We start from the raw sequence: 13,772 nt of genomic DNA, 5'->3' as shown, positions 1-13,772 counted from the left end.
CGTCAATCTTGCCCCACCACGCCCAGCGCCGCTGCCGTGACGTCCGCCGCCGCCCCGTCGAGCCAGACGATCCGCTGGTCACGCCGGAACCAGGAGCGCTGCCGGCGCACGAACCGCCGGGTGGCGCGCACCGTCTCGGCGCGGGCCTGCGGTTCGTCGCACTCTCTGTCCAGAAATTGCATGATTTGGCGGTACCCCAGGGCGCCACGCGCCGTGCGTCCCTCCCGCAGCCCCGCGTCGAGCAGCCCGCGCACCTCCGCCACGAAGCCCGCCGCCCACATCGAGGAGACCCGCGCCTCGATCCGCGCGTCGAGCACGGCGGTGTCGACGTCGACGCCGACCTGCACCGCGTCGTACACCGGCCGGGGCTCGGGCAGCTCGGCGGTGAACGCCGTGCCGGTCAGCGCGTTGACCTCGAGCGCCCGCACGATCCGCCGCCCGTTGCTGGGCAGGATGCGCCCGGCGGCGACCGGATCCGCGGCCCGCAGCCGGGCGTAGAGCGGCGCCGGCCCGGCCTCGGCGAGCTCCTGCTCCAGCTCGGCACGCAGGCCCGGATCGGTGCCGGGGAAGTCGAAGTCCTCCAGGACAGCGCGCACGTAGAGCCCGGAGCCGCCGACGAGCAGCGGCACCCGGCCGCGGGCGGCGATGTCGTCGATCGCGGCCCGGGCCAGCCGCTGGTAGACCGCGACGCTGGCGGGCTCGGTGACGTCCCAGATGTCCAGGACGTGGTGCGGCACGCCGGCCCGCTCGGCCGGGGTGAGCTTGGCGGTGCCGATGTCCATGCCGCGGTACAGCTGCATCGAGTCGGCGTTCACGACCTCGCCGCCGAGGGCCTCGGCCAGCCGCAGGCTCAGCGCCGACTTGCCCGCGGCGGTGGGCCCGACGACCGCCACGACCCGCTTCATGAACTGTTCATCTCCAGCACGCCACGAAGTATCCGACGCCGTAGGGGGCGGCGTCGTACAGCAGCTCACCGGCCAGCGCATCGGTGGTGGCCGGGCCCGCCGCACCGGCCAGGACCTGCCACGCCGGCCGGCCGGCGGCCATCAGCTCGGCCGCCTCGCCGGGGTCGATCGCGGCCAGCGCCGCGGCGTCGGCCCGGGCCAGGGCATCCGCGACGGCGGCGTCGAAGCCTTCGGCGCGGGCGTCGAAGAATCCGGGAGCCTTTTCGGTACGCCGGGCAGAGCCGTCGCCGAGCACCAGCAACCCGACCCGCGCCGCCTCGCCGGCAAGCTCCCGGCCCAGCTCAGCGCACTCGGCGGGGGTGGCGCCGGCGGCGACGGACTGGAAGTTCGACGCCGCCGGGACGAGCCAGGCGCCGATGAGCAGGCTCAGCGGGAGCGGATCGCCCGACGGGTCACCCACCGGCAGATCGATACCCCACGGGGACAGGGTTCCCCCGAAGGGGGGCACACGGCGTACCGTCGTGGTATCGGAACCGACGACGATGAGCGAGTCGACCGAGGCATTCGCCAGGTGCGCCACCGCGGCGCGGCAGGCAGCCCGTAGGTCGTCGAGCTCGCTCGCCGCTCCAGCGGCCACCTCCGGCACGAGCAACGGCGGATGTGGGCAGACCGCGGCGACGACGAGTGACACGACCTAACGTTATCGGGGACGGTCTCTGCGCAGCCGCGCGACCCGTGAATGGCACCGGAATGGTCACGGTTCGGCCGCAGGCACTCGACCGGCCCCGGGGCACACCTGTGAGAATGCCCTGGGGAACTTTGCTGTGCGATGGCGGCGTGACGGTGGGATACCCGATCCTGCGGGCGCCGGGAGCGAGGATGGGCAGATGAGCGACCCTACTGAGTTTGGACGGATCGACGCCGAGGGCAACGTCTTCGTCAAGACTGCCTCCGGCGAGCGGGCCATCGGGTCCTGGCAGGCCGGGACGCCCGACGAGGGCCTTGCCCACTTCGCCCGCCGGTTCGCCGACCTGGTGACCGAGGTCGACCTGATCGAGGCCCGGCTCGGCACCGGCGCCGCCGACGCCGGCCAGTCCCTGTCCACCATCCGGCGCCTGCGCAGCGGCCTCGACGAGGCCCACGTCATCGGCGACATCGACGGGCTCGCCGCCCGGCTCGACAAGCTCACCGGGATCGCCGAGGAGAAGGCGGGCGCGGCCCGCGCCGCCCGCGACGCGGCCCGCGCCGAGGCCCTCGCGCGCAAGACCACCCTGGTCGAGGAGGCCGAGTCGATCGCCGCCGACGCGACCGGCTGGAAGACGGCCGGCGACCGGCTCAAGGAGATCCTCGACGAGTGGAAGTCGATCCACGGCGTGGAGAAGAAGGCCGAGAGCGAGCTGTGGAAGCGCTACGCGGCCGCCCGCGACGCCTTCACCCGCCGCCGGGGCGCGCACTTCGCCACCCTCGACGCCAGCCGCAAGCAGGCGCAGGGCCGCAAGGAGGAGCTCGTCGTCGAGGCCGAGTCGCTGTCGGAGTCCACCGAGTGGAATGCCACGGCCGCCCGGCTCAAGGACCTCATGACCGAGTGGAAGGCCGCACCGCGCGCCGCGAAGGACACCGAGCAGAAGCTCTGGGAGCGGTTCCGGGCCGCCCAGGACGCCTTCTTCAAGCGCCGCAGCGAGGTCTTCTCGGCCCGCGACGCCGAGTTCAAGGGCAACCTGGAGCGCAAGCAGGAGCTCCTGGCCCAGGCCGAGGCGCTGGACATCGACGCCGACCCGAAGGCCGCGCAGAACAAGCTCCGCGACATCCAGGGCACCTGGCACGATGTCGGCCGCGTCCCCCGCGAGGCCCAGGCCGGCCTGGACCGCCGCCTGCGCACGGTGGAGGACAAGGTCAAGTCCGCGATGGACGCCGCCTGGCGGCGCACCCCGCCGGAGGCCAGCCCGCTGCTGGCCCAGATGCGCGAGCAGGTCGCGCGGGCCGAGCAGCAACTGGCCAGCGCCCAGGCCGCCGGCGACCAGCGCCGCATCAAGGACGCCGAGAAGGCCCTGGAGTCCAAGCGCAAGTTCCTCGCGATGGCGGAGCACACCGGCTGACGCATTTCCCCAGTGACGGGGCCACCCGTCCGACATAGAAAAGTTGACCACTACACGCCGCCTGCGTGTAGTGGTCAACGTCTTTTACCCCGGCGGTGGCCTCAGACCGGCTTTTACCCCGGCGGTGGCCCTCAGACCGGCTCGAGATCGCCGGGAGCGGGCGCCCTCGGCGCCGGCACATCGGGTGCCGGAGCGGGTGCCGTGGCCGCAGCCTCCGGCGGCCGGCGGAAGCGCCGCGGCGTCCAGTTCCTGGCCGTCATCGCCGGCCGCTCCACGAGATGCCAGGAGCAGCCGGCCACGACGGCCACCGCCGCGACCGAGGTCAGCAGGTACACCGTCCAGCCGAACCGCGGCACCCCGAGGATCGCGAGCGCCTGCTGGATCGGGAACGCGTAGATGTAGACGCCGTAGGAGTAGTCGTTGCGCCGCCCGATCCGCCGCAGCGGCCCGGGCAGCCGCGCGCCGGCCCACAGCAGCAGGTACACGTAGGCCACGATGAACGGCCCGAACAGCGGCCAGCCCAGCCACAGCGACACCGCCGTCAGCGCCAGCGACGCGGCCCCGAGCACGTCGTTGAGCGGGATCACCGACCGGTACACGTCCGCCGCCATGCCCAGCACGAACGCCAGCCCGAACGCGACCACGTAGTAGCGCAGGTACCAGCCGAGCACCGGGACGTGGAATGGAGTCACCGCGGCGATCGGCCCCGGCACCACCGGCTCGTGGAACGTGTCCCAGACGATCACCGACAGCAGCCCCGCGCCGGGCAGCAGCACCACCCACCGCGCCCGGCGCAGCAGCGTGGTCGCCGCGAGCACGAGCACCAGCAGATAGCAGCTCAGCTCGGACTTCAGCGTCCACAGTGACCCGTTCAGCGCATTGCCGAACGGCGCGTCGCCGGTCACGCGCGACACGTCGGACTGCAGCTGGTCGGTCAGGAAGTTGTGGTAGACGTAGCCTGCGGGCCCGGGGCCGCTGTGCAGGAAGCCGCCGGTCGTGCCGTGCTCGTACCAGAACAGCAGCGGCGCCAGCCCGAACGCCGTCACCACCAGGCACACCCAGTAGCCCGGGAAGATCCGCAGCACCCGGTGCCAGACGAACCGCAGCGCCCCGCTCCGCCGCCCGCTGCGCGAGATCAGAAACCCGGACAGCCCGAAGAAGCCCGTGACCGCGACGCCGCCGGCGTCGATCGGCAACCGCACCGGATTGGCCGCCGGCCCCCAGCCGATCACGCCGGCGTGGCCGACCATGACGAGCAGCGCGAAGCAGAGCCGCATGAAGTTGAGCGCGTTGTCCCGCCCGGTGTACGCCGCTTCCAGGGTCCGGCCCCTGAAGACCCGCGCCATCACGCACCCCCCCTCTGCTCCGCCGCCCCCGCTCCGGCCGGCGCGGAACAGGTACTTTACCGCGCAACGGCGCGGGTTTTCGGCCCCGCCCGCCGCAGTCGGTAGGGTGAGCCGGTGCGGCGGCTCACCGACGAGACGGTCCTGGCGGTCGGCCGGCTGACCCTGGCCGCGACCGAGCTGGAGTACATCCTCGCCTGGATCGGCGCCGACCAGGCCGGCGGCGATCCGGCGGCGGTGTTCGCGACGCCTGGCGAGCCGCTGCGGGCCGCCCGCGGGTCGGTCCAGTTCGCGCCCCCGCCGCAGCGGGACCAGTTCATCGGGCTGGTCGAGGCCGCGGCCATGTACCTGACCCAGAGCCAGACGGCCCTGCGGGCGATGTGGTTCGACAACGGCCGGGTGGACGCGGCGACCTTCGACGAGATCGCCGGGCGGCTGCTGCGCTGCCGCGACCAGCTGCAGGCCCTGCTCGACGCCGCGGACGTGGCGCCGACCCCCTGACCCGTCGACCGGCCTCCGGACGAAAGCGCTGACCCCGTCGACCAGCCTCCGAACGATAAAGTCGGTGACCCGTCGACCGGCCTTCGAGCGATAAAGTCGTGACCCGTCGACCAGGTTCCGGACGATGAAGTCGTGACCCGTCGACCAGGTTCCGGACGATGAAGTCGTGACCCGTCGACCAGGTTCCGGACGATGAAGTCGTGACCCGTCGACCAGGTTCCGGACGATGAAGTCGTGACCCGTCGACCAGGTTCCGGACGATGAAGTCGTGACCCGTCGACCAGGTTCCGGACGAGAAGCTCCGACCAGTCGACCGGCTTCCGGACGAAAAGTCCAGACACTTCGTGTCCGGACTTTTCGGACTTATACCCCGTCAGGAGATAAATCCGATAAGTCGTGGCACGAAGTGCCCGACTTATCGGTTAGCGGCCAGGCGGTTGGCCCTTTTGACGGCCGAGTGGTGCCCACCTTCGGGCCAGCCCGTCGATCGGTCTGATTCAAGCAGGCATCGCGACCAGAACTCTCCGCGATCATGCCGTAGTCGCACCCGCACCACGCGTTTTTCATGATCACGGATAGTCGATGTACCCAGAGGTACCTTAAGGTTCCGCGATCATGAGAAACTCGCCGCGCGCCGGCGAGAGTCGCATGATCACGGAGAGATTCGTCCGCTCCGGCCCGCGGCCGACAGGCCACGGCGCCTGGCGACGAGACGGCGAGGACGGCTGCGCCACCGAGCCGCCACCGAGCCGCCACCGAGCCGCCACCGGCGAGGGCGGCCGGAAATCGCTCCGGCCGCGAACCGGAAAGGGCGGGCGGGCGGGTCAGCAGTGGGCGGCGGGCTGGGGCGGCGGGGCGCCGATGGTCGGCATGCCCAGGGAGACGCCGGGGGTGCGGGTCACGCGGCCGGCCTCCCAGGCGTCGCCGGCGCGGGTGCGGCGGTGCGACACCAGCGGGCCGTCGGCGTTGAGGTGGTGCGGGGCGGCGTAGGTCACCGTCGTGTGGACGATGTCGCCGGGGCGGATGCCCGCGTCCGCCGGGGCGGCGAAGTGGACCAGCCGGCCGTCGCGGGCCCGGCCGGAGAGGCGGCCGGTGCTGGTGTCCTTGCGGCCCTCGCCGACGGCCACCAGGACCTCGAGCGTCTCGCCGACCAGCCGCTTGTTCTCCGCCCAGCTGATGTCCTCGAGGGTGTCGATCAGCCGGTCGTACCGCTCCCGCACGACCTGCTTGGGCACCTGGCTCTCCATCGTCGCCGCTGGCGTGCCTGGGCGCTTGGAGTACTGGAACGTGAACGCGCTGGAATAGCGCGCCGCCCGCACGACCTCCAGGGTCTGCTCGAAGTCGGCGTCGGTCTCGCCCGGGAAGCCGACGATGATGTCGGTGGTGATCGCGGCGTCCGGCATGGCGGCGCGGACCTTGTCGATGATCCCGAGGTACTTCTCCGAGCGGTACGAGCGGCGCATGGCGCGCAGTACCGCATCGGAACCCGACTGCAGGGGCATGTGCAGCGAGTGGCAGACGTTGGCGGTCTCGGCCATCGCCGCGATCACGTCGTCGGTGAAGTCCTTCGGGTGCGGGCTGGTGAACCGGACCCGCTCCAGGCCCTCCACGTCGCCGCAGGCGCGCAGCAGCTTGCCGAACGCGTAGCGGTCGCCGAACTCGACGCCGTAGGAGTTCACGTTCTGCCCGAGGAGCGTCACCTCGAGTACCCCTTCGGCGGCCAACGCCCGGACCTCGGCCAGGATGTCGCCCGGGCGGCGGTCCTTCTCCTTGCCGCGCAGCGCCGGCACGATGCAGAACGTGCAGGTGTTGTTGCAGCCCACGGAGATCGACACCCAGCCGGCGTAGGTCGACTCGCGGCGGGTGGGCAGCGTCGACGGGAAGACCTCGAGCGACTCGAGGATCTCCACCTCGGCGGCGGCGTTGTGCCGGGCCCGCTCCAGCAGCACGGGCAGGGAGCCGATGTTGTGCGTGCCGAAGACGACGTCGACCCAGGGCGCCTTCCTGACGATCTCGCCGCGATCCTTCTGCGCCAGGCAGCCGCCGACGGCGATCTGCATGCCGGGGCGGGCCAGCTTCGTCGGGCGCAGGTGGCCGAGGTTGCCGTAGAGGCGGTTGTCGGCGTTCTCCCGCACCGCGCACGTGTTGAACACGACGACGTCGGGATCGCCGTCGCCGGCCGCCGGCACGTAGCCGGCCTCCTCCAACAGCCCGGAGATGCGCTCGGAGTCGTGCGCGTTCATCTGGCAGCCGTAGGTGATCACGCGGAAGGTGCGGTTCTCAGTCATGGCAGGACGAATACTAGCCCGCGCTGAGGTCAGCGGCCGTATGCGGCGGAACCCGTCAGGGGCACGTCGGACAAACCACCCTTCGTTATCCGCCCGTGACCGCTGTGTCGCGAATCAGGTCCCTTCGCGCCGCTAACGTCGTTCGCACCGGAAAGGGAGACGGGATGACGGACGAGCCGTTGATCGTGCTCAGAGGCGTGAACAAGTGGTTCGGCGAATTACACGTATTGAATGACATCAACCTATCGATCGAACGTGGCGAAGTCGTCGTCGTGGTGGGTCCGTCGGGCTCGGGCAAGTCGACGATGTGCCGGGCGATCAACCGCCTGGAGCCGATCCAGCAGGGCGAGATCATCTTCGACGGCACCCGGCTGCCCGAGGAGGGCCGCGCGCTGGCGCGGCTGCGCAGCGAGGTCGGCATGGTCTTCCAGTCGTTCAACCTGTTCGCGCACCGCACCGTGCTCGAGAATGTGATGCTCGCGCCGGTCAAGGTGCGCAAGGAGAAGTCGGCGGTGGTCCGCGAGCGGGCGATGGCCCTGCTGGAGCGGGTCGGCATCGCCAAGCAGGCGCAGAAGTACCCGGCCCAGATCTCCGGCGGCCAGCAGCAGCGGGCGGCGATCGCGCGGGCGCTGGCCATGCAGCCCAAGGCGATGCTGTTCGACGAGCCGACGAGCGCGCTCGACCCGGAGATGGTCGGCGAGGTGCTCGACGTGATGACCGGCCTGGCCCGCGAGGGCATGACCATGGTCGTCGTCACCCACGAGATGGGCTTCGCGCGGCACGCGGCCAACCGGGTCGTGTTCATGGCCGACGGCCAACTGGTGGAGGAGGCGGCGCCGGCCGAGTTCTTCGCCAACCCGCGCAGCGACCGGGCCAAGGACTTCCTGTCCAAGATCCTCACGCACTGACGTTCCGCATTCGAGATCAGGCCGCCGTACCACCGAGCGGCCATGAGGTAATGGAAGGAGCAGCACGATCATGCGAATCACGCGGATCGCGGCAATCGCCGCAGTCGCCACGCTTTCCCTCGGCGTCGCCGCCTGCGGCAAGGAGGGCACCCCCGCTCCGAGCACGGGTGGCGGTTCCGGCGCCCCGGCGGCCCAGAGCGACGCCTGCACCTCGTCCGGCACGACGTTCACGCCGGCCAGCGGCGTGGACATCGCGGGCAGCCCGACCTTCGCGAAGATCAAGTCGGCCGGCAAGGTCGTCATCGGCGTCAAGTTCGACCAGCCGAACCTCGGCTACAAGGACGCCTCGGGCAAGCGCTGCGGCTTCGACATCGAGATCGCCCAGCTGATCGCGTCGAAGCTCGGCGTCGACCCGGCCAAGATCGAGTACAAGGAGATCGTCTCCGCCAACCGCGAGACGGCGATCAAGGGCGGCGAGGTCGACTACTACGTCGGGTCGTACTCGATCACCGACAAGCGCAAGGCCGACGTCTCCTTCGCCGGCCCCTATTTCGTCGCGGCCCAGGATCTCCTCGTCCGCAAGGACGAGACGTCCATCACCGGCGGGGACTCGCTCAGGGGCAAGAAGATCTGCTCGGCGACCGGCTCGACGCCGATCCAGCGGGTGCGCGACCAGAAGCTCACCGAGGACAGCAACATCGTGGAGTTCAAGACGTACTCGGAATGCGTCTCCCAGCTGATCGACAAGAAGGTCGACGCGGTCACCACCGACGACGCGATCCTCGCCGGCTACGCGGCGCAGAACCCGAGCGCGCTCAAGGTCGTCGGCAAGCCGTTCATCAACCCGCAGACCGGGCAGCCGTACCCGGAGAAGTACGGCATCGGCCTGCCCCACGACGACAAGGCGCTGCGCGACTTCGTCAACGCCGCGCTGGAGTCGGCCGAGTCGGACGGCACCTGGCAGAAGATCTACAACGGCACGCTGGGCAAGTCCGGCACCCCGGCCAAGCCCCCGGCGCTCGAGAAGTACTGACCCTGCAGACCGGGACGCCGCCCCAGCGAACGGGGGCGGCGTCCCGCCCTTCTTTCCCCCCGATGGGCAGTGGATGAACAGCTTTCTTCACGTCCTGACCGACAACTGGGACATCATCGGGCCACACTTCCTCACGACGATCGAGCTGTTCCTGATCGCCGCGGTGGGGTCGCTGGTCCTGGGCACCCTGCTGACCGCGATGCGGGTCTCGCCGGTGCCGGCCCTGCGCGGCTTCGGCACCACCTACGTCCTGCTGCTGCGCAACTGCCCGCTGACGCTGGTCTTCGCGCTGCTGGTCTTCGCCGTGCCGAAGCTCGACGTCAACCTCGACTACTTCCCCAGCGCGTGCGTCGCGCTCACCGCCTACACCAGCGCGTTCGTGTGCGAGGCGCTGCGCTCCGGGATCAACACGGTGCCCGTCGGGCAGGCCGAGGCCGCCCGTGCCCTGGGCCTGACCTTCATCCAGGTGCTCGGCTCGGTCGTGCTGCCCCAGGCGTTCCGCAGCGTGGTGCCGCCGATGATCAACGTGCTGAACGCCATGCTGAAGAACACCACCATCGCGGCCGGCTTCTCGGTCGCCGAGGCGGGCGCGATCCAGGCCTACCTCTCCGAGCGGAGCGAGAATCAGATCTACGTGCTGCTATGGGTCGCCATCGGCTTCCTGATTTTGGTGGTACCGCTGGTCGCGCTGCAACGGGTGCTCGAACGGCGCTGGCAGGTGGCCCGATGACCAACGTCCTCTACGACCTGCCCGGCCCGCGGGCGCGGCTGCGCTACCGGCTCATCGGCGTGGTGAGCGGGCTGGCGATCGTGGCGCTGCTGGCGTACATCGTCTGGCGCTTCTACGAGACGGGCCAGTTCGATGCGGTGAAGTGGGAGCAGTTCGAGTACACCGAAATCCAGAAACAGCTGCTCGACGGCTACCTGACCACACTGCGCGCGGCGGGCACCGCGGCCGTGCTGGCGCTGGTGTTCGGCGCGCTGCTGGCCACCGGCCGGCTGAGCGACCACGCCGTGTTCCGGGCCCCGGCCACGCTGGTGGTCGAGCTGTTCCGGGCGATCCCGCTGCTGGTGCTCATCTTCTTCGCCTACTACGGGCCGATCCAGCTCAACTACAAGGTCGGGCCGTTCTGGCCGCTGGTCGTGGGCCTCACGCTCTACAACGGCGCGGTGCTGGCCGAGATCTTCCGGGCCGGCATCCTGGCCGTGGCCAAGGGCCAGTCGGAGGCGGCCTACGCACTGGGCCTGCGCAAGACCCAGGCGATGACCTCGATCCTGCTGCCGCAGGCGGTGCGCGCCATGCTGCCGGCCATCGTCAGCCAGGTCGTCGTGCTGCTCAAGGACACGGCGCTGGGCTTCATCATCCAGCTGCCGGAGCTGCTGTACGTCGGCAAGCAGATCGGCGGGCGCCTGCCCTTCGGCCTGCCGTACGTGCCGAGCTACCTGGTGGTCGCCGCGATCTACATCACAACCTGCGGCCTGCTGTCCTGGTTCGCGTTCTGGCTGCAGAAACGCCTCACCGGAGGCCCGCGCCGCCGGACGACGGCCAAGGAGGTTCCGCTGACCACCGAGATGGGAGCGGGCATGGTCGTCTGAGGCGATTGGCAACGTTGCGCCCGATGCGTACGCTGCGCGAGTGGCGGACACCGGCTTCAGGTTGGGCATCGACTTCGGCACCTCGAACACGGTCGCGGTCCTGCGCTGGCCGGACGGGCGCACCAAGCCCCTGCTCTTCGACGGCTCCCCGTTGCTGCCGTCGGCGGTCTACGTCAACGCCGACGGCACCATCCTGACCGGCCGCGACGCCGTGCACTCCGCGCGGCTGCAGCCGCACCGGTTCGAGCCCTACCCGAAGCGCCGGATCGAGGAGGGCACCGTCTGGCTCGGCGAGCGGGACGTCCCCGTGAGCGAGCTGGTCACCAGCGTGCTGCGCCGGGTCGCGGCCGAGGCCGAGCGGGTCGCCGGCGCCAAGCCCGGCCAGGTCATGATGACCCACCCGGCGACCTGGCCGCCGCAGCGGCGCCAGACCCTCGCCCAGGCCGCCGTGGCCGCCGGACTCCCCGCGCCGCTGCTGTCCTCGGAGCCGGTCGCCGCCGCCTCCTACTTCGTCGGCACCGTCGGCACCCACGTGCCGGTCGGCGGGGTCGCGGTCGTCTACGACTTCGGCGCCGGCACCTTCGACGCGAGCGTCGTGCGCCGCAACGCGGGCGGCGGCTTCGACGTGCTGGCCAGCGAGGGCCTGCCGGACGCCGGCGGGCTCGACGTCGACGCGGCCGTGGTGGCCTACCTCGGGCGCAACTTCGCCGGCCGCGAGGACGACCGGTGGCGCCGGCTGACCAACCCGGAGAGCGAGGCCGACCGGCGGGCCGCCTGGCAGCTGTGGGAGGACGCGCGGCTGGCCAAGGAGATGCTCAGCCGGGCCGCGACGACGTATGTCCACGTGCCCCTCTTCGACGAGAGCGTCCCGATCGGCCGGGAGCAGCTCGAGCAGCTGGCCCGCCCGATCCTCGACCGCACGGTGACCGCGACGCAGATCGCGGTGACCTCCGCGGCCCTGGGCGGCCGGCCCGTCTCCGCCGTGTTCCTCGTCGGCGGCTCGAGCCGGATCCCGCTCGCCGCCACGCTGCTGCACCGCGGCTTCGGCCTCGCCCCGACCGCGATCGAGCAGCCGGAGCTCGTCGTCGCCGAGGGCGCGCTGCACCTGGCCCCGCCGACCGGACGCGCTCCCGTGTCCGGCGCCGCCGGCGGCTCCTCCTCGCCGATCTCCGGCCCGCCGATCTCGGGCACGGGCCTGGAGCCCAGCGGCGACGTGGCCGCGGCGCCGGTGTCCGGCTCGCCGGTCTCGGGCCAGCCGGTGTCGCCGTCGTTCAGCATGCCGTCCAACACGCCGCACCTGCCGCCGCTGCTGCAGACCGGCACGATGCCGGCCGTGCCGCCGGTGCCGCCGACCTCGCCCCCGCCCGCCGGCTACCCGCCGCAGCACCGCCCGCCGGTCCAGCCGCCGGCGTATCCCCAGCAGCAGCCGGTCACGGCCTGGCAGACTCCGGCCCAGCCCGTGTCCGGAATGCCGGTCTCGGGCCTGCCGGGCCAGCCGGTGTCGGCGCTCCCGGTGTCGGGCGGGTTCGGCCAGCCGGTGTCGGCTCCCGTGGTACCCCCGCCGCCAAAACGGAGGACCGGGGCACTGCTGGCCGGCGTCGGCGGCGGCGTGCTCGCCCTGATCCTCGTCATCGTCCTGGTCGTCCGGCTCACCGGCGGTGGCGGCGGCGAGCCGGGCGGCGACCCGTCCGGCCAGGCGGCGGGCCCGGCGGTGTCGCCGGCCTGCGGGCACAAGATCGGCTACCTGGGCATGTCCAGCGGCGACAACTCCGACGACGGCGTCATGATGCGCAACAGCGTCAAGCTGGCGATCGACGAATTCAACGAGAAGAACCCGTCCTGCCACGTCGACTTCAAGGAGTTCGACACCACCGGCACCGACGACGGCAGCAAGGCCAAGGCGCAGAACGCGATCGACGACCCAGACGTCATCGGCGTGGTCGGCCCGGTCTACGACAACGAGATCCTCGCCGCGGGCCCGCTGCTGGAGCAGGCGAAGCTGCCGATGATCACGCCGTTCGCGCCGGACGACAAGCTCGCCGCGCGCGGCTGGGAGGTCTTCCACCGGATCATCGGCTCCGACTCCGACCAGGCCAAGGCCGGCGCGCTGTACCTGAAGAACACGCTCAAGGCGAAGAAGGTCGCGATCGTCTACGACGACTCGGACTACGGCACCATCGGCCAGCGGCAGGTCTCCGACACGCTCGGCACCGCCGTCGGGGCGAACGTCCAGATCACCGAGGACACGACCGACTTCACCTCGGCCGTCAAACGGGTCACGGAAGCGAACGCCGACGCGGTGTACTTCGCGGGCCAGTCCGACGACGGCATCCTCTTCGTCAAGGCGATGCGCACGGCCAAGTCCGACATGCCGATCGTGGGCTCGGACAAGCTGTTCACCCAGAGCTTCGTGACCAAGACCGAAACCAAGGCCGAGGGCGTCGTGGTCACCTGCCCCTGCGTCCCATCGAAGGACGCGGGCGCCGACTTCTCCGCGAAGTACCAGGCAGCGTTCAGTGCACCGTCGAGCTACTACGGCCCGGAGGCGTACGACGCGGCCGGCGTCTTCCTGGCCGGCTTCCTGGCGGGCAAGGGCACCCGCGCGGACATGCTGAAATACCTGTCGACCTACAACGCCAAGGGCGCCACCACGGGCCGCCAGATCAAGTTCGACGGCAGCGGCAACCTCTCCGCCCCCGACCCCCTGATCTGGGCCTACAAGATCAAGGGCGACTACGTCGTGAGCGACTCGGTCATCAAGCCCTCCTGACCCCCGGTCTCGCTGCGGCGGCACCCGCGCTGGTCCGCGCCACCCGACGACCGGTGACGCCCGGCGGGCGCGCCCCGATGCCGGCCGCGGAGCACAGCACCGCGACCGGAAGTCTCCGTGATCATGCGGAACTCGCCGCGACACCAACGGTTTTTCATGATCACGGAGCGCTGATGTACCCCTGTGTACCAAGACTCTCCAGGATCATGAAATACCGTTGGTGCGGACCGCGCGAGCATCATGATCACGGAGACATCCGTCCGCCTCGGCCATGCCATGGACGTTCCGCCCGGACGGAGACGCATCCAGAAGCCCTGCCGCACCCGGTCGAC

Annotated in this window: 11 protein-coding genes; 7 read left to right on the top strand and 4 right to left on the bottom strand. The window is 70.9% G+C overall.

From position 1 onward, the window contains the following. Window positions 1-2 precede the first annotated feature (2 nt). Together miaA and ACQPXD_RS08180 are read right to left on the bottom strand one after the other, a co-directional pair. Complete coding sequence (gene miaA / locus ACQPXD_RS08185; protein ID WP_432836352.1) at window positions 3-905, bottom strand: tRNA (adenosine(37)-N6)-dimethylallyltransferase MiaA; 903 nt, start codon at window positions 903-905, stop codon at window positions 3-5. Between the two features lie 7 nt (window positions 906-912). Then, the gene (locus ACQPXD_RS08180) at window positions 913-1,596 is read right to left on the bottom strand and encodes a class III extradiol dioxygenase subunit B-like domain-containing protein (RefSeq protein ID WP_432836350.1); all 684 of its coding nucleotides are present in this window, start codon (window positions 1,594-1,596) and stop codon (window positions 913-915) included. A gap of 196 nt (window positions 1,597-1,792) precedes the next feature. On the opposite strand from ACQPXD_RS08180, the gene ACQPXD_RS08175 reads away from it, so the two are divergent. Then, the gene (locus ACQPXD_RS08175) at window positions 1,793-3,001 is read left to right on the top strand and encodes a DUF349 domain-containing protein (RefSeq protein ID WP_432836348.1); all 1,209 of its coding nucleotides are present in this window, start codon (window positions 1,793-1,795) and stop codon (window positions 2,999-3,001) included. A gap of 131 nt (window positions 3,002-3,132) precedes the next feature. Here the strand turns inward: ACQPXD_RS08175 and ACQPXD_RS08170 are convergent, their stop codons facing one another. Next, window positions 3,133-4,347 carry an acyltransferase family protein gene (locus ACQPXD_RS08170; RefSeq protein WP_432843719.1) on the bottom strand — a complete coding sequence of 405 codons (1,215 nt, stop codon included), beginning with the start codon at window positions 4,345-4,347 and terminating at the stop codon, window positions 3,133-3,135. Window positions 4,348-4,461: 114 nt separating this feature from the next. Between ACQPXD_RS08170 and ACQPXD_RS08165 the strand changes: the two genes are divergently transcribed. Continuing rightward, window positions 4,462-4,845 carry a hypothetical protein gene (locus ACQPXD_RS08165; protein ID WP_432836346.1) on the top strand — a complete coding sequence of 128 codons (384 nt, stop codon included), beginning with the start codon at window positions 4,462-4,464 and terminating at the stop codon, window positions 4,843-4,845. 824 nt (window positions 4,846-5,669) lie between these two features. On the opposite strand, the gene miaB is transcribed toward ACQPXD_RS08165, so the two are convergent. Continuing rightward, window positions 5,670-7,133: a tRNA (N6-isopentenyl adenosine(37)-C2)-methylthiotransferase MiaB gene (miaB, locus tag ACQPXD_RS08160; protein ID WP_432836344.1), complete on the bottom strand. Its 1,464-nt coding sequence runs from the start codon at window positions 7,131-7,133 to the stop codon at window positions 5,670-5,672. 164 nt (window positions 7,134-7,297) lie between these two features. On the opposite strand from miaB, the gene ACQPXD_RS08155 reads away from it, so the two are divergent. The 5 genes from ACQPXD_RS08155 to ACQPXD_RS08135 all read left to right on the top strand — a co-directional run bounded on the left by ACQPXD_RS08155 (window position 7,298) and on the right by ACQPXD_RS08135 (window position 13,440). Further along, window positions 7,298-8,041: an amino acid ABC transporter ATP-binding protein gene (locus tag ACQPXD_RS08155; protein WP_432836342.1), complete on the top strand. Its 744-nt coding sequence runs from the start codon at window positions 7,298-7,300 to the stop codon at window positions 8,039-8,041. Between the two features lie 70 nt (window positions 8,042-8,111). Continuing rightward, complete coding sequence (locus ACQPXD_RS08150; protein WP_432836340.1) at window positions 8,112-9,074, top strand: transporter substrate-binding domain-containing protein; 963 nt, start codon at window positions 8,112-8,114, stop codon at window positions 9,072-9,074. Window positions 9,075-9,147: 73 nt separating this feature from the next. Beyond that, entirely contained in the window at window positions 9,148-9,804 is a 657-nt protein-coding gene (locus tag ACQPXD_RS08145) for an amino acid ABC transporter permease (RefSeq protein ID WP_432836338.1), read from the top strand. Then, complete coding sequence (locus ACQPXD_RS08140; RefSeq protein WP_432836336.1) at window positions 9,801-10,670, top strand: amino acid ABC transporter permease; 870 nt, start codon at window positions 9,801-9,803, stop codon at window positions 10,668-10,670. Before ACQPXD_RS08145 ends, ACQPXD_RS08140 begins: the two co-directional genes overlap by 4 nt. A gap of 40 nt (window positions 10,671-10,710) precedes the next feature. Beyond that, window positions 10,711-13,440 carry an ABC transporter substrate-binding protein gene (locus tag ACQPXD_RS08135; protein ID WP_432836334.1) on the top strand — a complete coding sequence of 910 codons (2,730 nt, stop codon included), beginning with the start codon at window positions 10,711-10,713 and terminating at the stop codon, window positions 13,438-13,440. Window positions 13,441-13,772: the final 332 nt, after the last annotated feature.

Origin of the sequence: Dactylosporangium sp. CA-092794 (assembly GCF_050948465.1) — a bacterium.
Classification (GTDB): domain Bacteria; phylum Actinomycetota; class Actinomycetes; order Mycobacteriales; family Micromonosporaceae; genus Dactylosporangium.
Note: the sequence above shows the minus strand (reverse complement) of the source record. Positions and strands in the feature narration are given on the sequence as shown.

Coding starts and splice junctions, on each gene's coding strand:
- miaA (WP_432836352.1), bottom strand. CDS start 905: ATGAAGCGGGTCGTGGCGGTCGTCGGGCCCACCGCCGCGGGCAAGTCG.
- ACQPXD_RS08175 (WP_432836348.1), top strand. CDS start 1,793: ATGAGCGACCCTACTGAGTTTGGACGGATCGACGCCGAGGGCAACGTC.
- ACQPXD_RS08170 (WP_432843719.1), bottom strand. CDS start 4,347: ATGGCGCGGGTCTTCAGGGGCCGGACCCTGGAAGCGGCGTACACCGGG.
- miaB (WP_432836344.1), bottom strand. CDS start 7,133: ATGACTGAGAACCGCACCTTCCGCGTGATCACCTACGGCTGCCAGATG.
- ACQPXD_RS08155 (WP_432836342.1), top strand. CDS start 7,298: ATGACGGACGAGCCGTTGATCGTGCTCAGAGGCGTGAACAAGTGGTTC.
- ACQPXD_RS08150 (WP_432836340.1), top strand. CDS start 8,112: ATGCGAATCACGCGGATCGCGGCAATCGCCGCAGTCGCCACGCTTTCC.
- ACQPXD_RS08145 (WP_432836338.1), top strand. CDS start 9,148: ATGAACAGCTTTCTTCACGTCCTGACCGACAACTGGGACATCATCGGG.
- ACQPXD_RS08140 (WP_432836336.1), top strand. CDS start 9,801: ATGACCAACGTCCTCTACGACCTGCCCGGCCCGCGGGCGCGGCTGCGC.